This window comes from Salinibacterium sp. G-O1 (assembly GCF_030063305.1).
Taxonomy (GTDB): domain Bacteria; phylum Actinomycetota; class Actinomycetes; order Actinomycetales; family Microbacteriaceae; genus Rhodoglobus.
Map to the genome: position 1 here is coordinate 818586 of NZ_JASISV010000002.1, position 19142 is coordinate 837727.

The 19142-nt window shown below is 65.5% G+C and carries 20 protein-coding genes; 8 read left to right on the forward strand and 12 right to left on the reverse strand.

The genetic code is table 11. The features are described 5' to 3' along the window. Window positions 1–160: 160 nt before the first annotated feature. Window positions 161–283, reverse strand: coding sequence for a hypothetical protein (locus tag QMG83_RS10385; protein ID WP_283505284.1), 123 nt, complete (start codon window positions 281–283; stop codon window positions 161–163). Window positions 284–333: 50 nt separating this feature from the next. On the opposite strand from QMG83_RS10385, the gene QMG83_RS10390 reads away from it, so the two are divergent. Both QMG83_RS10390 and QMG83_RS10395 read left to right on the forward strand, forming a co-directional pair. Then, on the forward strand, window positions 334–594 hold the full coding sequence (locus QMG83_RS10390) for a type II toxin-antitoxin system Phd/YefM family antitoxin (RefSeq protein ID WP_283505285.1): 261 nt from the start codon (window positions 334–336) through the stop codon (window positions 592–594). Continuing rightward, complete coding sequence (locus QMG83_RS10395; protein WP_283505286.1) at window positions 591–977, forward strand: type II toxin-antitoxin system VapC family toxin; 387 nt, start codon at window positions 591–593, stop codon at window positions 975–977. The genes QMG83_RS10390 and QMG83_RS10395 overlap by 4 nt, the downstream gene beginning before the upstream one ends. A gap of 383 nt (window positions 978–1360) precedes the next feature. Here the strand turns inward: QMG83_RS10395 and QMG83_RS10400 are convergent, their stop codons facing one another. Together QMG83_RS10400 and QMG83_RS10405 are read right to left on the reverse strand one after the other, a co-directional pair. Further along, window positions 1361–2017 carry a DUF7002 family protein gene (locus QMG83_RS10400; protein WP_283505287.1) on the reverse strand — a complete coding sequence of 219 codons (657 nt, stop codon included), beginning with the start codon at window positions 2015–2017 and terminating at the stop codon, window positions 1361–1363. Beyond that, entirely contained in the window at window positions 2017–2190 is a 174-nt protein-coding gene (locus QMG83_RS10405) for a hypothetical protein (protein WP_283505288.1), read from the reverse strand. Before QMG83_RS10405 ends, QMG83_RS10400 begins: the two co-directional genes overlap by 1 nt. A 251-nt stretch (window positions 2191–2441) precedes the next feature. On the opposite strand from QMG83_RS10405, the gene QMG83_RS10410 reads away from it, so the two are divergent. Further along, on the forward strand, window positions 2442–3377 hold the full coding sequence (locus tag QMG83_RS10410; RefSeq protein WP_283505289.1) for an oxidoreductase: 936 nt from the start codon (window positions 2442–2444) through the stop codon (window positions 3375–3377). Between the two features lie 33 nt (window positions 3378–3410). Further along, window positions 3411–4484: a DNA glycosylase AlkZ-like family protein gene (locus QMG83_RS10415; RefSeq protein ID WP_283505290.1), complete on the forward strand. Its 1074-nt coding sequence runs from the start codon at window positions 3411–3413 to the stop codon at window positions 4482–4484. A 1-nt stretch (window position 4485) separates the two neighbouring features. Here the strand turns inward: QMG83_RS10415 and QMG83_RS10420 are convergent, their stop codons facing one another. Continuing rightward, a complete protein-coding gene (locus QMG83_RS10420) occupies window positions 4486–4797 on the reverse strand; it encodes an antibiotic biosynthesis monooxygenase family protein (protein ID WP_283505291.1) in 312 nt (103 codons plus the stop codon). Between the two features lie 39 nt (window positions 4798–4836). On the opposite strand from QMG83_RS10420, the gene QMG83_RS10425 reads away from it, so the two are divergent. The 3 genes from QMG83_RS10425 (at window position 4837) to QMG83_RS10435 (ending at window position 7815) form a co-directional block, all read left to right on the forward strand. Beyond that, window positions 4837–5283 carry a pyridoxamine 5'-phosphate oxidase family protein gene (locus tag QMG83_RS10425; protein ID WP_283505292.1) on the forward strand — a complete coding sequence of 149 codons (447 nt, stop codon included), beginning with the start codon at window positions 4837–4839 and terminating at the stop codon, window positions 5281–5283. A 110-nt stretch (window positions 5284–5393) separates the two neighbouring features. Next, a complete protein-coding gene (locus QMG83_RS10430) occupies window positions 5394–6875 on the forward strand; it encodes an HNH endonuclease signature motif containing protein (RefSeq protein ID WP_283505293.1) in 1482 nt (493 codons plus the stop codon). Between the two features lie 103 nt (window positions 6876–6978). Continuing rightward, on the forward strand, window positions 6979–7815 hold the full coding sequence (locus QMG83_RS10435) for a CAP domain-containing protein (protein ID WP_283505294.1): 837 nt from the start codon (window positions 6979–6981) through the stop codon (window positions 7813–7815). Window positions 7816–7848: 33 nt separating this feature from the next. Here the strand turns inward: QMG83_RS10435 and gatB are convergent, their stop codons facing one another. Both gatB and QMG83_RS10445 read right to left on the reverse strand, forming a co-directional pair. Continuing rightward, window positions 7849–9363: an Asp-tRNA(Asn)/Glu-tRNA(Gln) amidotransferase subunit GatB gene (gene gatB, locus QMG83_RS10440; protein WP_283505295.1), complete on the reverse strand. Its 1515-nt coding sequence runs from the start codon at window positions 9361–9363 to the stop codon at window positions 7849–7851. Between the two features lie 9 nt (window positions 9364–9372). Next, the gene (locus QMG83_RS10445; protein WP_283505296.1) at window positions 9373–10356 is read right to left on the reverse strand and encodes an EamA family transporter; all 984 of its coding nucleotides are present in this window, start codon (window positions 10354–10356) and stop codon (window positions 9373–9375) included. Window positions 10357–10454: 98 nt separating this feature from the next. Between QMG83_RS10445 and QMG83_RS10450 the strand changes: the two genes are divergently transcribed. Further along, window positions 10455–10967 (forward strand): CGNR zinc finger domain-containing protein, encoded by a 513-nt coding sequence (locus QMG83_RS10450; RefSeq protein ID WP_283505297.1) that lies wholly within the window; start codon window positions 10455–10457, stop codon window positions 10965–10967. A 23-nt stretch (window positions 10968–10990) separates the two neighbouring features. Here QMG83_RS10450 and gatA read toward each other — a convergent pair whose 3' ends face one another. The 6 genes from gatA to QMG83_RS10480 all read right to left on the reverse strand — a co-directional run bounded on the left by gatA (window position 10991) and on the right by QMG83_RS10480 (window position 19094). Next, the gene (gene gatA, locus QMG83_RS10455) at window positions 10991–12487 is read right to left on the reverse strand and encodes an Asp-tRNA(Asn)/Glu-tRNA(Gln) amidotransferase subunit GatA (RefSeq protein ID WP_283505298.1); all 1497 of its coding nucleotides are present in this window, start codon (window positions 12485–12487) and stop codon (window positions 10991–10993) included. Next, entirely contained in the window at window positions 12484–12810 is a 327-nt protein-coding gene (gene gatC / locus QMG83_RS10460; RefSeq protein ID WP_283505299.1) for an Asp-tRNA(Asn)/Glu-tRNA(Gln) amidotransferase subunit GatC, read from the reverse strand. Before gatC ends, gatA begins: the two co-directional genes overlap by 4 nt. Before the next feature lie 36 nt (window positions 12811–12846). Next, complete coding sequence (locus tag QMG83_RS10465) at window positions 12847–14256, reverse strand: alpha/beta hydrolase (RefSeq protein WP_283505300.1); 1410 nt, start codon at window positions 14254–14256, stop codon at window positions 12847–12849. A 213-nt stretch (window positions 14257–14469) separates the two neighbouring features. Beyond that, complete coding sequence (gene ligA / locus QMG83_RS10470) at window positions 14470–16740, reverse strand: NAD-dependent DNA ligase LigA (protein ID WP_283505301.1); 2271 nt, start codon at window positions 16738–16740, stop codon at window positions 14470–14472. 33 nt (window positions 16741–16773) lie between these two features. Continuing rightward, window positions 16774–17919 carry a tRNA 2-thiouridine(34) synthase MnmA gene (gene mnmA, locus QMG83_RS10475; RefSeq protein ID WP_283505302.1) on the reverse strand — a complete coding sequence of 382 codons (1146 nt, stop codon included), beginning with the start codon at window positions 17917–17919 and terminating at the stop codon, window positions 16774–16776. A gap of 17 nt (window positions 17920–17936) precedes the next feature. Continuing rightward, window positions 17937–19094: a cysteine desulfurase family protein gene (locus QMG83_RS10480; RefSeq protein WP_283505303.1), complete on the reverse strand. Its 1158-nt coding sequence runs from the start codon at window positions 19092–19094 to the stop codon at window positions 17937–17939. Window positions 19095–19142: the final 48 nt, after the last annotated feature.

Sequence of the window (19142 nt, forward strand, 5' to 3'; positions counted from 1 at the left end):
GCCTAAATGACAATGCGGAAACTTCAGGGGCGTCGCACTACCGGCAGCTCACAAACCACTTCAACTACCTATGGGAGGACGGCATGCCCTGGAAAGAATGGGCGACAGTCCACAGTGATCTTCCTCAACTGACCTCCACGAGTGAAACCTAGGCGATTCCCTAGTTCAGAGGCGCGGCCAGACCCTCGTCGATCACGGCGATGAGCGCGGTGTCATCCGACACCACCTCGAGTCCACGCGACTGCACCACCTCGGCGGGGGTGCCCTCGCACGGTATCCACAACCTCCCGGAAGATAGTGGACTAACATTCCTTAGTCCATTACTCCTGATCCATGCGATCGGTCAACATGCATGACGCCAAGACTCACTTCTCTCGGCTGGTCGACGACGTCGCCGAGGGTGAGTCCGTCGTGATTGCGAAAGCCGGCTCCCCCGTCGCCCGGTTGGTGCCCCTGGACGCGGAACCGAGCCGACCGCGCAGCCTCGTGGGGTTCCTAAGCGGACGGATCAGCGTCCCCGACGACTTCGACCGGATGGGTGAGGACGAACTCGCCGCACAATTCGAGGGCGCGGGCCCCGCGGCATCCCGGTGATCTACCTGCTCGACACCCAGCTCATCCTGTGGGCCGCGGCCGACTCTGATCGCTTGAGCGACACCGCGCGCGACCTGCTCACCGACGAAGCGAACGGGTTCATGTTCAGTTCGGCCGCGATCTGGGAGATCACCATCAAGTCGACGCTGGGCCGGTCCGACTTCTCGGTGGATACCCGGCTCCTGCGCCGCGGACTGATGACCAATGGCGCACAAGAGCTCCCCATCACGAGCGAACACGCTCTCTCCGTCTCCGACCTCGCGCCATTGCACAAAGACCCGTTCGACCGAATCCAGATCGCGCAGGCGCGGGAGGAAGGGATTGTGTTGCTTACGGGTGATGAGGTGGTGGCGGCTTATGGGGCTCCGGTGGAGTTGGTGTAGCGGGGGCGAGTCGGCTCTCGACACATCCTCGGTTCGGATGTACAGTCCTTCTCAGTTGGCCCCTCACGTGATTTCAATTGCGTTGAGTGGGAGGTTGGGCGGTCGTTCATAAGTCGATCGTTAAGTGCAGATATGAGCTGCGCGACGATTCTGGAATGGGATCAGTCGCCATGGCGATTTTCTCAAAGCAGACTATATTCATCAATCCGGCAAGCGCGCTGTGCGCTGCGCGCGATCGTCAATGTCGCCGAGGAGGGTGACCGCGTGCCCCGCTGCGTTTACCCGTGCGCGACCTGCAGTGCTTGGCATCTCTCGTCCCACAGGCCGAACGGTCGACTGACGCGTCTGGCGACGGGCCCAGTAGGTGTCAGACCTTCGACAGATTAGACAAGCCGCTCAACTACCTGCCCGCCGAGCATTCGCTCCACGCGGACGACGTCCGCCGCGATATCGGGAACCCCACCCAGAACGGTGAGTTCAGCGATGTCGACACCGCGAGGGTTCGCGACGGCGCGGTCCCGATGCGGGTAGTCGGCGATCGGAAGGAACGACTGTCGGTTCCGAGGCGCCTTGTTGTGAGGCTGCGCGAATCCGGAGTTGATTCGACACAGCTCGATTCGTTCCTCGTGCGCGGCGACCAGACTCGCGGTGTCGACCGTGATCACGAGCTGCGGGGCCTTCGAATAGGCGCCAAGCAGCGACTCCAGGCGTGGCCGCTGCAGGAAGAAGAACACCCGCTCGTTGAGCACCTCGAACCACTGCTCCGGCGTCATGCCGATAAGGGCAACCGAGAGCGCCGTCTCGTTGATCGGCTTGTGGTCTCGGACGATTGCCACGCCGTGTTCCGGGTGCTCGATCGCCACCGAGTCGGGGCGCCGCTGCTCCAACAACGACGAACGGATGCCCGGGCTCGCGATCTCCCACCGCTCAACCAGCGCGGCAGTGCTCAGCAGCCCGTGCCGCGCGATCGACGGCCAGCTGCCATCCGCGGCCATGTGATACGCCTCGGGGTAGAGGCGCGTTAGATCAGCGGTGAGCACTAGCGCTTGTCGCGGAAGTTGAGACGTACCTTTGCCTCTTGCTCGCTGTTGAGCTCCCAACGGGTCGTCGGCGGCGTTAGCTTGCCGTACTCGGCACGGAGAAAGTCGCGGACGCGCTTATGGGTTATACCCAGTTCGCGTGCAAGGTCGGCGGGCGTTGCTAGTTCGGACATGAGGACAGCTTAGGGATGCGCCTAGCTACCCGCCCGCTCCAGCACCAGCTCGCGCACGCGCGCGGCATCCGCACGGCAACGCCTGGCTCGTCCCCGGCTACGCCATGCAGATGCCCGAGGGTTGGTGGAACGCGGTGGTCAGCCTCGTTGATGGCGTGATCGCCCTGCCGGAACTGCTGTAGCGCGTCCTGCCGTCCCGCGTACTCTGGGACGGCACCACTCTGCAGCCGCAACCATCCGGGGGACACATCATGACCACGACGCAGCCCATCACCAACTGGACGGCCGACCGCCTCGACGACCTCTCGGGGAAGCGATACCTGATTACGGGTGGCAACTCCGGAATCGGATTCGAAGCCGCGGCCCACCTTCGGCGCGCCCACGCTGATGTGCTCGTCGCGGCGCGCTCCGCGAGCAAGGGGGCTGACGCGGTCGCGCAGCTGAAGCGGATCCCGGGCGGCGGCGCCGTGCACCTCATCCAGCTCGATCTTGCAAGCGTCGAATCCATCCGCCAGGCAAACGACGCGATTCGCACCCATATCGATGCGCTGGATGGCGTTATCAACAACGCCGGAATCATGCAGACACCACAGCTACAGACTGCGGACGGGTTCGAGCTGCAGTTCGGCACCAATCACCTCGGGCATTTCCTGCTGAACTACCTGCTTTTCGATCTGATCACCGCCCGGTCGGGCCGGATTGTGCCGGTCAGTTCGATCGCACATCGTGGTGTGCCCGGGATCAACTTCGACGACCCGATGTTCGCCAACGACTACTCGGCCACGAAGGTGTACTCGCAGAGCAAGCTTGCGAACCTGATGTACGGCCTTGAGCTCGCCCGTCGGCTCGAAGCAGCCGGGTCCGCGGTGATCGCGGTGACCGCCCATCCGGGATATTCGGCAACAAACCTGCAAAGCACGGGGCCGACCGGAATTCTCAAGGCAATCTACAAGGTCACCAACAGGCTGCTGGCGCAGTCGCCGACGGCGGGCGCGCTGCCCGAAGTGCTGGCCGTCGCGGGCAACGGAGCGCGAAACGGTGCCTACTACGGGCCGACCATGTTCGGCGACGCGCGCGGACCAGTCGGCGAGAGTCACATTTCCGATGCCGCCCAGGATCAGGATGCCGCGGCTCGCCTGTGGGCGCTCAGCGAGGAGCTGCTCGGGATCACGTGGAAGATCGCCTGACCCTGCCGCGGGGGCCGCTGCTACCGTAAATGCGTGACCCACCAGCTCACGCGCGACGAGGCCCGGCGCATTGCCGTGCGGGCGCAGCTGCTGGATGCCGACCGGCCGGGCGACGTGGTGGAGGTCGCCGAGCAGCTCGGTGCGATCAAGATCGACCCGACCGCGACGATCGCGCCGGCCCAACACACCATCCTCTGGTCCCGCATCGGGCTGGGCTACGAGCCGATCCAGCTCTCGAAAAATGTCGAGGCCGATCGGTTGCTGTTTGAATTCGACGGGTCCTTCCTCCCCATCAGCCTGCTGCCGCTGATGCTGCCCGCCATGCGGCGGTGGCCGCAACGGGAGAGCCACCGCGACTGGCTCGAGGCGAACGACAGCTTCCGCACCGACGTGCTGGCCCGACTGCGCTCGGACGGGCCGCTGCTGGCATCCGGCATCCCGGACACAGCGAAGGTTGCCCGCCCCACCTCGGACGGCTGGTACGGCCCCGGCCAGGTTGTGCACATGCTCGACTTCCTGATGCGGCAGGGCGAGGTCGCCATCGTCGGGCGCGAGGGTCGCCACCGACTATGGGATCTCGCGGAACGGGTCTACCCGCAGAACCTGCCCGAGTATTCGCTCGAAGAAGCCGAATGGATGCTGAACGAACGTCGCCTGCAGGCGGCCGGGATCGCAAAACGCAACTCGCGATGGACCCCGGTTGGCGATGCGGGCGAACCGGCAACGATCGAGGGCAGCGAGTGGTCGTACCGTGTCGATCCGGGGGCGATCGCAGCGCTCGACGACGACCCGGGCGGACGCGTCGCATTCCTCAACCCTTACGACGGCATGCTCTTCGACCGCCCGCGCCTGAAAGAGATTTTCGAGTTCGAGTATGTGCTCGAGCAGTTCAAGCCGAAGGCGCAACGCAAGTACGGGTTTTTCGCGCATCCGATCCTGATGGGTGATCGATTCGTCGGCCTGCTCGACGCGACCGTCTTTAAGGAGGTGCTCACCGTGAACGCGGTGCACCAGTTTCTGCCGTTCGATGCCGAGGAAGACGAGATGGTGCGAGCCGAGATCGCGGAGCTCGGCGAATGGCTCGGCGTCACCGTGTCGGCGTGGTGAGCTAGGCGACGCGGCTAACCTCAGCGAAGTGCTCGACTACCGGGAACGGGTCGTAAAAGTCGTGCAACAGCGCGCGCCACTGCTGGTATTCGGGCGAACCGCGGAAGCCAACCTCGTGATCGGCGACGGTGTTCCAGCGGACCAGAAGCAGGTAGGTGTCAGGGCGTTCGATGCCTCGGGAGAGTGTCAGCAAGCGGAAGCCGGGCATCCTCGAAATGATGTCTTTCGCCGTGGCGAATGCGGCCTCGAACTCGGCCTCGCGCCCGGGCTTGATCGGGAGTAGTGCCTGCTCGAGGATGCCATCCGTGCTCATGGGAGCCAGCGTATCCGCCTCGACGGCTATCCTCGTGGCATGACGAGCTGGGCCGACATCGAAGCGGATGCCCCGGCTTTCGCCGCGCGCCTGCGCACCGTTTTCGACGCCGGCACCAACAAGACCCTCGCCACCCTGCGCCTGGACGGCTCCCCTCGGATCAGCGGCACCGAGCTGGAGTTCGACGACGGACGCATCACGCTCGGCATGATGCCAGACTCCCGCAAGCTCGTCGACGTGCAGCGCGACGGCCGTGTTGCGATCCACTCGCCCACCATCGAGCCGCCGAAAGGCACTCTCGGCCTGGGCGACGCGAAGATCGGCGGCGTGCTGTTCGCCATCGACCTGCCGCGACCGGATGCCGTGCCCGGCTTCTACTTCGAACTCGACATCAACGAGGCGGTCCTCACCTCGGCCGACGGGGAGCAGCTCGTGGTGGAGTTCTGGCATCCCGGACGCGGATTGCAGCGGATCGAGCGGAAGTAGAGGTCTTTCCCGCGGACAGTTCCTCTCCTCCACAGCCTCGACGTTGGCGAGTTCTCCACCGGTTTATGAGAACTATTCACATCTATGTTCGATTCTGGGACAATAGATTTATGGTCACCATCGAAGACACCTTCACCGAATCGCTCGCCGCGGTCCGCGTGGCGACGTCGGCGCTTCCCACAGCTGTTTCGGCTGCTCGCGCCCTCGATGACGACCACCTTTTGAGCGCCCAGCGCACTCTCGCCGAGGCGCGTCGCGCCCTTGATGCCACCGCGTCCGTGATCGCCGGCGAGATCGGGCACCGCTCCAGGCGTGAGCTCGGGTATAGCGGTCTCGCCCAACGCGAGGGCTTCCGCAGCCCCGAAAAGCTCGTGCAGCACACCACGGGATCCACTGCTCGGGATGCCACGGCGCTCGTCGCCGTCGGTGCCCTCGTCCACGCCTCCGACCCCAGCGCCGCCGCCCTCGATCCCGCGGCCGAGAGCGCTGAGCCGCGCGAACCGTGGCTTCGCGCTGTCGGGACTGCCGTGGCATCCGGCGCTCTCGGTGTGGAAGCCGCGCAGGCCATCCGCACCGGTCTGGGTCGCCCACACGAGCCTGCAGACGGTGACGACGCGGCAGGGGTCACCGTCGAACAACTCTCGGGTGCCGTGCTTACTCTTCTCGCCGAAGCCTCCGATCTGCACGCCGACGCGCTCCTTGTGCGCGCGCGTCAACTGCGCGATGAGCTCGACCTTGCCGGAGTCGCACGGCGGGAGCAGCAACTCCGCGACGAGCGCAGCATCCGCCGGTTCCGTCGACCCAACGGGCTCAACCGATACATCATCGACCCAGATATCGAGACTGCGGCATTTCTTGACGACCTGTACGACCACGCGACCTCCCCGCGCCGTGGCAACGTCACATTCTTGTCCGACGACGATCGCGCCTGGGCCGACTCCGTCAGCCGCGACGCGCGCACCACCGACCAGTACGTACATGACACCTTCACCGACCTGCTGCGCATCGCGGTCGCGAGCGGCTCCACCGCCACGCGAGGGCTCATCGGCTCTCGCCAGCCCTCAGTGCGAGTGCTGGTCACCGCCGCGGCGCTCGAATCGGGCGTCGGAGTCGGGCGCATCGAAGGCATCGCGACCCCGGTTTCCCTCGCAACAGTCGAGCGCAATGCCTGCGCCAACGGAACGGTGCAGGTGACCTTCGATGAAGACGGCAACGCGCTCGACCTGGGCCGAGAACAACGCCTCTTCTCCCCTCGGCAACGCCTGGTACTTGCCGCTCGTGACGGCGGATGCCGCTTCCCCGGGTGCGACAGACCGCCGAGCTGGACAGAAGCTCACCACATCGATCACTGGAAGCGAGATCGCGGACGAACCGATATCGACCGAGGCGTGCTGCTCTGCCGACATCACCACATGCTCGTCCACAACAACGGCTGGGAGATCGAGCACGACAACACCGGCTTCTGGCTGATCCCGCCCGCCGCCATCGATCCGGGCCGGATGCCGCGGCCCATGCCCACGAAAAGCTTGGCCCTGCACGACCTACTCGCGGTCGGGCTGGCACAGAACAATGTGCTTTCACAAGCAACCTGACGTATCGTGGCTCCCACCGAAATGGGGCCACCGAGGCAGAACTGCCGAATTTGACGCTGAGCAGCTCACAACAGGGCCCCGAACTCGCTGGATTGGGGGAACCATGACACACACTGCACGACGTATTCGCGCAGCAGCAGGCGCGCTGGTGGTGACCCTGGCGCTCGCTCTCGGGCTGGTGGTGCTGCAGCCAACCGCAGCCCACGCCGCGGAAACTGACACCATCTACTCTCTGGTCAACGAGGCCAGGTGGAGCCAGGGCAGCGCAGGTCTGGTGAGAAACTCCGCCATGGATACTGTCGCAGCCGGGTGGGCCGCCCAGCTGGCACAGGCCGGAACTCTCTCGCACAATCCCTCGTACTCGAGCCAGATTCCGGGCGGCTGGACCGCCGCCGCAGAGAACGTGGCGCAGGGATACGCCGGCGGGGCCGCTATGCAGAACGGCTGGATGAACTCCCCCGGGCACCGCACCAACATCCTCGGAAACTTCACAGACATCGGAATCGCCTACCTCGAATCGGGCGGCACCACCTGGGGCGTCCAGGTCTTTGCCAACTATCCCGGCAGTGTTGGTCCCGCGGCTCCCGTCGCGGCTCCAGTCGCGCCCGCGCCAGTCGAACCCGCACCCGCGGAACCTGCACCCGTAGCCGAAGCTCCTGCCGCGACCCCGACACCCGAGCCGACAGCGGCCGACCCGAGCGCGACGGCGACCGCGAACGAGGAACCCGGCGCCGCGAATACGCGCGCGAAGACCGCTACCCCGGCCCCGAACCTGGAAAACAGCCGATCAGCCAGCTCCGCCGCATTGGCGGACGACTCGGGCAGCCCGTCCTCGCCGCTGTGGGCTGCGGCGCTCGGCCTGGCCGTCGTCATCGCGGGAGTGTTGCTGTCGCAGATGCTTCGCACCCGGCGAGCCAGTCGCGCTCGACACGCGCTGTAAACACCTGCGACCCAGCTACGGGCGCTGCAGTTACTACTGCTGAGCGCGCTCCAGCACCAGTTCGCGCACGCGAGCGGCATCCGCGGTGCCCTTCATCGCCTTCATGACAGCACCGATAACGGCGCCGGCAGCCTGCACCTTGCCCTCGCGGATCTTCTCGAGCACATCGGGCTGCGCAGCAAGCGCCTCATCGATGGCCGCGATCAGGGCACCGTCATCGGAGACGACCTTGAGCCCCCGAGACTCCACAACCTGCGCGGGAGAACCCTCGCCGGCGATGACGCCCTCGAGCACCTGGCGAGCCAGTCGGTCGGTCAGCTCACCGGAGTCGACGAGGGCGACGAGAGCCGCAACATCCGCAGGTGACACCAGCGACGCCGCATCCACGGAAGAAACGTTTGCGAGGCGCGCGATCTCGCCGGTCCACCACTTGCGCGCCTGGGCAGGAGCCGCCCCGGCCGCGACGGTCTCGTCGATCTCCACCAGCAGGCCGGAGTTGACGACATCCTGGAACTCGAGGTCGGTGAAACCCCACTCACCCTGCAACCGCTTCTTGCGCAGCGACGGGGCCTCGGGAAGCGCAGCACGCAGCTCCTCGATGAGCTCAAGCGACGGCTCGACGGGCAGCAGGTCGGGCTCCGGGAAGTAGCGGTAGTCGTCCGCGTCGCTCTTCGGCCGGCCTGCCGACGTAACGCCGGTGTCTTCGTGCCAGTGACGCGTTTCCTGGATGATGGTGCCGCCGCCGTCGAGGATCGCAGCCTGACGCTGGATCTCGTAGCGGATCGCACGCTCGACCGAGCGCAGGCTGTTGACGTTCTTGGTCTCGGTCCGCGTGCCGAGCTTGCCCGAGCCGCGGGGAGACAGCGAGATGTTGGCGTCGCAACGAAGGTTGCCGCGCTCCATCTTGGCCTCCGAGATCCCCAGCGACACGACGATGTCGCGAATTGCCGAAACATAGACCTTCGCAAGCTCGGGAGCATCCGCTTCGGCGCCAGTGATCATTCTGGTGACGATCTCGACCAGCGGAACGCCGGCACGGTTGTAATCGACGAGCGAATATTCGGCGCCCTGGATGCGTCCGGTCGCACCACCCACGTGGGTGAGCTTTCCGGCGTCTTCCTCCATGTGCGCGCGCTCGATGTCGATGGTGAACTTCTTGCCGCTCGCGAGCTCCACCTCGACCTGGCCATCGAAGGCGATCGGCTCGTCGAACTGGCTGATCTGATAGTTCTTGGCAAGGTCAGGGTAGAAGTAGTTTTTGCGCGCGAAGCGGCTCGACGGTGCGATCTGGCACCCGAGTGCGAGGCCGAGGCTGATCGAATACTTGATCGCCTGCTCGTTCACCACGGGCAGCGACCCCGGCAGTCCGAGGTCGACGGGGGTGATCGTCGTGTTCGGCTCGTGCGGCACATTGCCGAGCGCGGCGGGGTTCGGAGCATCCGAGAACATCTTGGTCTGGGTGTTCAGCTCGACATGCACCTCGAAACCAAGCACAGGCTCGAAGAGTTCGAGGGCACGGTCGTAGTCCATCAGATCAGCTTTAGCCACCAGACGATTCTAGCCGGGGGTGGATGCCGCAGACTCCAGGTTGCCGTCGGAGCCAGGCAGCTCGAGGTCAGCGTCATCGTCCGACACGACCGTCACGACCTCGATCGGCGCCGGCCGCTCGGAGTGGACGAACGCTATTCCGGCCAGGATCAGGAGCCCGCCCAGCAGCTGCACCGCGCCGAGGTTTTCGCCGAGCAGCAGCCACGCGAAGAGCGCCGCGAACACCACCTCGAGCAACCCGATGAACGACATAAGTCGCGAGCCGAGCATCCCGGTGGCGATGATGCTGGTGGCGTATGCAACCGCGGTGCCGATGACAGCGACGATGCCCAGCAGCACCCACCAGGGAGCCGTGCCCGTCAGGAACGGCATGTCGGTGAAGGCTGCGGTGAACGGCAGCACACCGATGACCCCAAGCAGGGAGAGCACGATCGATCCGAGTAGCAGCCCGGATGCGGCCAGGGCGACCGGTGGAAGCCCCTCGGACGGGCGAGCCGCAATCAGGTAATAGGTGGCGGCCCCGATGGCGGCCAGAAGTCCTGCGGAGACCCCGATCACGTCACCCGCGATGCTGCCGGGCCCCACGACAAGGACGAGACCGACGATGGCGATCGCCGCACCGATCAGTACGACCTTCTTCGGGATGACGCGGGTCGTGGCCCACGCGAACAGCACGAGCAGGATCGGCGCCAGATATTCCAGCAGGATCGCGGTACCGACAGGTATGCGCTGGACGGCAATGAAGTAGGCGAGTTGAGTGCCGGCAACACCGATCAGCGCCATGCCGACGATGCGCCAGCGGGCGCGCCAGAGGCTACCCCAATTGCGGTGCAGGGCCTTGATCGCGAGCGGCGCCAGCACAATTCCGGCGATCGCGGTGCGCATCGCGACGGCGGCGGTGGGGCTCCATCCATTCTCCAGCAGCGGCTTGATGAACGCCCCGGAGACGCCGAAAGCGAGCGACGCGGTGATGCCGATAATGAGCGCTTTCATGGTGCCTGTCTGTCCGCTATTTCCAGTGATGAGATTGACGGTACTCTTGACCTAAATAAGGAGTCAAATTGCATTTTGCCCCTGACACAGAAGATGCTTTGCTCTTCACAGTCGCGCTGGGAAATACCGATCCCGGCGCCTCACGAAGCGGCGACGATGAGCTCGCCACGATCGATCAACTCGAGACACTTTTCGACGCCCACGGCTATTCGGGGCGGTTCGATCGTGACGCCGCCGAACTGGCCTCGGTGGTTGACACACGGTCGCTGCTGCGACGGGTCTGGAGCCTCCCGCGCGACGAGGCCGTCGTCGAGGTGAACCGCATGTTGAAGGAGGCTGGCGCACTCCCGTACCTCGTGCGGCACGAGCCCTTCGACTGGCATTTGCACGCGACCCCGTTGGGAGCGCCCCTGGCCGAACGCATCAGGGTGGAGGTGTCGCTGGCGATAGTCGACGTGATCAGGTCAAACGAGACCGGACGCATGCGCGTGTGCGCTGCACCAGATTGCACGGGCCTGCTGCTCGACCTGTCGCGCAACGGGTCGAAGCGCTTCTGCAGCGTCCGATGCGGAAACCGGATGAACCAGTTGGCGTTCCGCGAGAGGGCTTAAGCCCCCTCGCGAACACAACGTCTCTACAGTTTCGGCGCCTGGCTCAGCAGGGTGCGGCCCCAGCCGTCCTCGAGCAGTCGCTCCAGCGTGGCGCCGAGCGAGTAGAGCCGGGCATCCTCTCGCGCTGGCGCCATGATTTGGAAGCCGACGGGAAGACCGTCTTCCGGGGCAAGGCCGATCGGCAGTCCCATGCCGGGCACGCCAGCAAGGTTTGCCGGGATCGTTGTCACGTCGTTCAGGTACATGGCCAGCGGGTCGTTGAGCTTCTCGCCGAGCTTGAACGCCGTCGTCGGCGCCGACGGAGAGACCAGTACGTCGGCCTTCTCGAACGCAGATGCGAAGTCGCGCTGGATGAGGGTTCGCACCTTCTGCGCGCTTCCGTAGTACGCGTCGTAGTAGCCGGCAGACAGCGCGTACGTTCCGAGGATGACGCGCCTCTTCACCTCGTCACCGAAGCCAGCCTCGCGGGTCGCCGCCATGACGTCTTCGACGGTGCCGCTGACCTTCGCCCGCATGCCGAACCGCACAGAGTCGAATTTGGCCAGGTTGCTGGATGCCTCGGCGGGAAGAATCACGTAGTACGCCGCCACGGCGTACTCGAAGTGGGGTGCTGACACCTCGACGATGTCGGCGCCGGCGGCCGTCAGCAGCTCGAGAGCCTCGTGGAATCGCTGGGACACACCGGGCTGGAAGCCGGGGCTGTCGAGCTCTTTCACGACTCCGACGCGCAAACCCTTGAGGTTCTCGGCCTTCGCGCCCTGGCGCGCTGCGGCAGCAAATGACGGCCACACGTCAGTCAGCGATGTGCTGTCTCGCGGGTCGTGACCACCGATCACGTCGTGGAGCAGTGCGGCATCGAGCACGGTGCGCGCAACCGGCCCGACCTGGTCGAGCGACGACGCCAGTGCGATGGCCCCGTAGCGCGACACTCCCCCGTAGGTTGGCTTGACGCCGACCGATCCGGTCACAGCGGCTGGCTGCCGAATTGAGCCACCCGTGTCTGATCCGAGAGCAAGGGGCGCCTCGAACGCCGCTACCGCGGCTGCGGAACCTCCACCGGAGCCACCGGGGATGCGCGAAAGGTCCCACGGGTTCTTCGTTGGCCCGTAGGCGGAATGCTCGGTCGACGAGCCCATGGCGAATTCGTCCATGTTGGTCTTGCCGAGGGCGATGAGTCCGGCCGACTTGAGCTTCGCGACTGGCGTCGCGTCATACGGCGGAATCCAGCCTTCGAGAATCTTCGAGCCAGCAGTCGACGGCATCCCGATCGTGCACAGCACGTCCTTGATAGCGATCGGAACCCCGGCCAGCGGGCCGAGCTTCTCGCCGGCAGCGCGTCGGGTATCGATGTCACCGGCGGCAGCGATGGCTGCTTCGTTGACGTGCAGGAAGGCGTGCACGTCACCGTCGACGGCAGCAATACGGTCGAGGTGGGCCTGGGTGGCTTCGACGGAGCTGACCTCGCCCGACGTGAGCTTCTCAGCGAGAGCGGAGGCGGAAAGGTGGATCAGGGAACTCACTGCTCCTCCCCCAGAATCGCGCTGACCTTGAAACGGCTGCCGTCGTGCTCGGGGGCCCCGGCCAACGCTTCCGCGGTCGTGAGGGTCGGGCCAGCAACATCCGGCCTGAACACATTGACCAGAGGAATCGGATGACTCGTGGCCGGCACATCCGGTGTTGCCACCTCGCTGACCTTGGCGACCGAGTCGACGATTGCACCGAGTTCGCCGGTGAGTTTGACGATCTCGTCAGGGGTCAGTGCGATGCGTGCGAGGTTCGCGAGATGCGACACCACGTCCGTTGTTATCGCTGCGCCGTTGGCGCCGGGGGTGGTTTCAGACATGCGGCTCCGTAAAACAGGTCGGGGATACCCCTAAGTCTATTTGCCGGAACCGACGGCCTTAACCATGAGCAGCGGGCTGCCGCCCGAAACGTACTGGCCCTTGCCGATCGAAATCAGCGCGAAGTTGCGCATCGATTGTGTTCCGGGGCTGAAGTACTCGTTGTGGCCGTTCGACGCCAGCAGGGTCTCGCCCGTGATCGAGTCGGTTCCACCCGAGACGCCCATGATCTTCGCCCCGTAGCTGGCCGAACCCGGGTCGCTTCCGAAGTAGGAGCTGTTGGGAATCGGATCCCACGCTCCCTCCCCCACGAAGACGTTGCCATCGGTCACGTGAAGTTCGTCAACGGATTTCGCCGGGCTGCCGGGAGATCCGACCAGAGCCAGCGCGTCTACCTCGAAGTCGTACTCCGTGAGCGCCATGAGCGCGGCGGTGGAGCCGTACGAGTGCGCTACCACTGTCACGTATGGCTCATCATCAGCCCGGACCGACTGCAGTCCCTTGATCGCTGTCGCGAGAGCGTCCCGGCCCTCGTCAGCATTCTGGATGCCGCCCACGTTGGTGAGATTGGGGGTGTGGTAGCCGATCCACGCCACAGTGGCGACCGTCTCGCTCGACTTTGTCACGCCATCCTTCGTACCGAAGTAGTCCAGCCACTCGAGCTGCTGGTCGTACAACCCACCGGCCGCCTCGGCCCAGGCCCCCATCTGGTTCTCGATGGTGAAGAACATGCCGGGAACCAGGTAGGTGACGTAGTCGGCTGTCGCGAGGTCGCCAAGCACGATCGCCGCGCGACCCTGCCCGGCTACGTCGAGGGTGAGCAGGGTGCGTCGAGGCTGGTCAGCTGCGGTGTCTGATGCGACTGCGTCGAGAGCATCCGAAATCGACTGGAGCATCTTCAGCTGCTGCTTGGCGTTGTCTACAACGGAACGACCGGCGGTGCTGTCGACCACCCGATTGAGGTCAGAGATGGTGATGCGCAGCGTGGTGCGGTTGGCCGCATCGCGAATCCGGAACGGCACACCCTCAAGGTTGCCGAGGAGCTGCGGGGCGGTGGCTCGCAGGTTCAACTTGGCCTGCACGTCGAGATTGGACCACCACAACGACACGTCACTCGCCGCGGGTGCTGCGGCCAGCAGGTCTGTGACGGCGTCAGGATGCGCAGCGAGGTATTTCGAGAGGTCCGGGCCACTGAGAAGCCCCAGTTTCTGGAGCGTCTGAAGGCCGTAGGCCTGTGCCGTCAGGGGCGCCGCGGGTGCCGATTCGATAAACGAGCCGGGCTGCCCCATCAAGAGGGAGAGAGTGGATGCCGTCGGCGACGAGAAAGGGCTCGCCGCAATGCTGTCGGCCGGGAGGATGTCGCGGCCGTTGGCGGTGAAGGATTGCCCCACCGAATACCGGCTGATTTCGTGCACTCCGAAGGCCTCGGCGACAGGTCCCAGTGCCACCGAGGTGAAAACTGCCGCGTCTATCAGCAAAATTCGGGTGTCCCCCTCAGTTTGCAAATGCTGCACAGCTCCCCCACGAAGCACCGCAATGCACCCCCTACTCTAGGGGATAGACAGGCTCGTTTTCAGACCCAAATTCGTCCCCAACGGTGAACCGCGGGTGTCCCCCGTCTCGGGGGCATTTGTCCCCCCAACGAGGGCGGCCCGAAAATACTACGATTCGAGCGCGGCGGGGCCTCCGGCGAGCAGCCTGGCGAACTGCTCGGCATCGATAATTCGCAGCCCGAGTTCTTCGGCTTTCGTCAATTTCGAGCCGGCTCCCGGGCCAGCAGCAACGAAGTCGGTTTTTTTACTGACACTGGATGCCGCCTTGCCGCCGGCCGCGATGATCGCCTCCAGCGCGCCCTCTCTGGTGAAGCCGTCCAGGCTGCCGGTAGCGACGACGGTCAGCCCTGCGAGGGGGCCGTCGTTGGCGGCGGCGGCGCCCGGACCGGGGTGACCCGGTGTCGCAAACCGCACCCCGGCATCCGCCCAGCGCTCGATGATCTCGCGGTGCCAGTCGACCTCGAACCAGGCGATCACCGCGTCGGCGATGATTCCGCCAACGCCGTCGACCGCAGCGAGGGCGTCACGATCCGCCGCCCTGATCGCGTCGAGCGAGCCGAAATAGTTGGCAAGGGCGCGGGCCGCCACCGGCCCGACGTGCCGGATGCTGAGCGAAACGAGGATGCGCCACAGGTCTTTCGACTTGGCCAGTTCGATCTCACTCAGCAGCTTGATCGCCGCACTGGAGGGCACAAATCCGCCGTCGCCGGAAAACTCTGCCGATTCTGGGTCGAAGTCGCCGTCTTTCTTCACTCGCTTGCGGCGGTATGGCGTCTCGGTGCGCTCGGTTCCGTCGTCATCGACCTTGACGAGCCCGGTCTCGGAGTCACGGACGCGCACCCTGATGTCGAAAATCTGCGGGAGCGTCAGCGAAAAGAGTCCGGCCTCGGTGACGAGTGGCGGCGAATCCGGATAGTCGGGTTGGGTCAGGGCCGCTGCCCCCACCTCGCCGAGACCCTCGATGTCGAGCGCCCCACGGCTTCCGACGTGCTCGACCCGACCACGCACCTGCGCGGGGCAACTGCGAGCATTCGGGCAGCGCAAATCGATGTCGCCCTCCTTGGCGGGAGCCAAAGCCGTGCCGCACTCCGGGCAGTGGGTCGGCATCACGAATTCGCGTTCGGTGCCGTCGCGCAGTTCGACGACCGGGCCGAGCACCTCCGGGATGACGTCCCCCGCCTTGCGCAGCACGACCGTATCGCCGATCAGCACGCCCTTGGCTTTGACGACATCCTGATTGTGCAGGGTGGCCTGGCGCACGACGGAGCCGGCCACTCTCGCCGGTTCCATCACCGCGAACGGCGTGGCGCGACCGGTGCGGCCGACAGAGACGACGATGTCGAGCAGCCGGGTGTTGACCTGCTCCGGTGGGTATTTGTACGCGATCGCCCACCGCGGCGCCCGGGAGGTGGCACCGAGCTCTTCGTGCAGGTACAACTCGTCGACCTTGATGACGATGCCGTCGATCTCGTGCTCGACGGTGTCGCGATGCTCGCCGTAGAACGCGATGAACTCCGCGGCCTCGGCTGCGGTCTTCTTCACCTGGAAGTAGGGGCTGGTCGGCAGGCCCCAGCTCGCAAGAAGGGCGTAGGTCTGGCTCTGGCTGGCGACGGGCGGGTTGGACCATGCGCCGATGCCGTGCACGAGCATCCTGAGCCTCGACAACCTGCGGTGCATGAGGTCGAGCCCCGACGCGTTTTTGCTTTCGGCTTTCTGCCGCAATGAGCCGGATGCGGCGTTGCGGGGGTTCGCGAAGACTCTCTCCCCCGCGGCGGCCTGCTCGGCATTCAGTTCACGGAAGGCGACGACCGGAAAAAAGATCTCGCCGCGCACCTCGACGATCGGCGGATGGCCCTCGCCCTCCAGTCGGGTCGGGATGCCCGGAATGAATTCGACATTCTCGGTGACGTCTTCACCCACAACGCCGTCGCCCCGGGTGGCGGCGCTCGTCAGCCGGCCGTCTTCATACCGAAGGTTGATCGCGAGCCCATCGATCTTCAGCTCGCACAGGTAGTCGATGCGCCGACCGGAATCGCGCTCGACCTTGGCCGCCCATGCCTCGAATTCGTCGAGAGAGAAGACGTTGTCGAGGCTGAGCATGCGCTCGGCGTGGGTGACCGGGTCGAACAGTTTCGCGGCCCGCCCGCCCACGGTCTGGGTGGGGCTGTCCTGCCCCTGCAGCTCCGGGAACAGCCGCTCGAGTTCTTCGAGTCGCTGCATCAGCTGGTCGTACTCGGCGTCGGGCACGAGTTCTGCGTCGCGCTCATAGTACGCATCGCGCAGCTCGAGGATGCGCGTCGTCAGCTCGTCGACCTCGGATTTCGCCGCGGCAAGGTCTGGGGCGGTGTGCTCGTTGATCGCGTTATCTGTTTCAGCCACGACCCCAGCTTAGGATCGCCCGGCGACACTCCGTCAGGGCTGGACAGTGGCGGGAATCGCACTCACGGTGCGCGCAATGGTGCACTGCCCGAGAACCCGGGTGCCGACGTACAGCACGGCCGTCTGGCCTGGCGAGACGCCGATGATCGGCTCCGCCGGGTTGATCACGAGTTCGGTGACCCCTGCCGCATCCGGAACCAGTCGCGCGACAGCCGGCACCGGTTCGGAGTGGGCACGCACCTGCACGTGGCAGTCGAATGAATCGCTGGCCCCGGTGATGAATCCGGATGCCACGGGGTCGAGCCCCGCCCAGCTGAACTTCGAGCCAGCCAGCTCGCCGAGGGCGAGCGCCTCGCGCGGCCCCACCACGACCTCGTTGGTCTTCGGCCGGATCTCGAGCACGAAACGGGGCTTGCCGTCATCCGTCGGGTACCCAACGTTGAGCCCCTTACGCTGGCCGATGGTGAAGGCGAGCGCTCCCTCGTGCTTCCCGATGACGTCGCCGGAGCGGTCCAGGATCTCGCCCTGCTCGGCGCCGACCTTGTCGGCAAGCCAGCCGCGAGTGTTGCCGTCAGGGATGAAGCAGATGTCATGGGAGTCGGGCTTGGAGGCGACGCTGAAGCCGCGCTGGGCGGCCTCGGCGCGAACCTCCGCCTTGGAGGGTGTCGTGCCGAGCGGGAACATGCTGTGCGCGAGCTGCTCGGTGGTGAGCACGCCGAGCACGTAGGACTGGTCTTTCGCCGCGTCACTGGCCCTGTGCAGTTCGCGATTGCCCGCAGCATCCGTGACGATGTTCGCGTAGTGGCCCGTCGCGACGGCATCGAAACCGAGGGCGACGGCCTTCTCGAGCAGGGCGGCGAACTTGATGCGTTCATTGCACCGCATGCACGGGTTGGGGGTGCGTCCGGCCGCATATTCGGCAATGAAGTCGTCGACGACATCGAGCTTGAACCGCTCCGAGAAGTCCCAGACGTAGTACGGGATGCCGATGATGTTGGCCGCGCGCTGGGCATCCATCGAATCTTCGATCGTGCAGCAGCCGCGGGCGCCGGTGCGTAGGGTTCCTGGCTGGCGGCTGAGCGCGAGGTGCACCCCGACCACCTCGTGACCAGCGTCGACGGCACGGGCCGCGGCAACGGCCGAATCGACCCCACCACTCATCGCCGCCAAAACCTTCATGGGTTCCAGCTTACGTCTCAGTGCCCGAGCTGTGTCTCGCGGTCGGCGTAGCCGGCGGTGCGGGCGCGGGCAACCGCGGCCGGAAGCGCGGCCACGAACGCGTCCACCTCGGCGGCCGTCGTACTGTGCCCCAGCGTGATGCGCAACGCCCCGCGCGCCGTCGGTTCATCGAGACCCATCGCCAGCAGCACGTGGGATGCCTCGGGAACCCCGGCCTGGCAGGCCGACCCCGTCGAGACACTGAAGCCGGCGACATCCAGCAGGAAAAGCAGGGAGTCTCCCTCGCAGCCGGGGAAGGTGAAGTGAGCATTGCCCGGCAGCCTGCCAGCGGGATCTCCACGCAGGATCGCCTCCGGCACCGCGGCGCGCACACCCTCGATCAGTCGGTCGCGCAACGGCTGCACCCTGTCGAGTTCGATGTGAGCCGCCGCAACGCCGAAGGCGACAGACCCTGCGGCATCCATCGTGCCGGAGCGAGAACGTTGCTGGTTGCCGCCGTGGACCAGCGGGGTGACGGTGGCCGATCGTGCGATCACCAGCGCACCGATGCCCACCGGACCGCCGATCTTGTGAGCAGAGATGCTCATCGCGGCAAGACCCGACGCGTGAAAATCAATCGGCAGATAGCCGTAGGCCGACACCGCGTCGGCATGTACCGGGATGCCGCGAGCGCTCGCCAGCGCCACAATCGCGTCGATCGGCTGCACTGTTCCGACCTCGTTGTTGGCCCAGAGCGTCGTGACAAGCGCAACATCGTCGGCGAGCGCGGCCTCGAGGTACGCGAGGTCGATGCGGCCGGTTGACGAGACCGGCACCCAGTCGATGACGGCACCCTCATGCTGTTCGAGCCACTCGAGCGCGTCGATCGTCGCGTGGTGTTCTGCGCGGGTGGACAGGATTCTTGGGCGTGGTGTCGCGCCCTGACGGGCCCAGAACAGCCCCTTGACCGCAAGGTTTACGGCCTCGGTTCCGCCCGAAGTGAAGGTCACCTCGACCGAGTCTGCGTTCACGGAGGCCGCAACGCTCTCGCGGGCTTCCTCCAGCATCCGCTTCGCGTTCTGGCCCTGGGAGTGGATCGATGACGGGTTGCCGACGAGCCCAAGCGCTGTCGTGTACGAGTCGATAACCGCGGGCAGCATGGGCGTCGTCGCAGCATGATCGAGATATATTGCCACCGCGCGTCCCCTTCCGATGTCACACGACCTACTCAGTCGTTCATTACT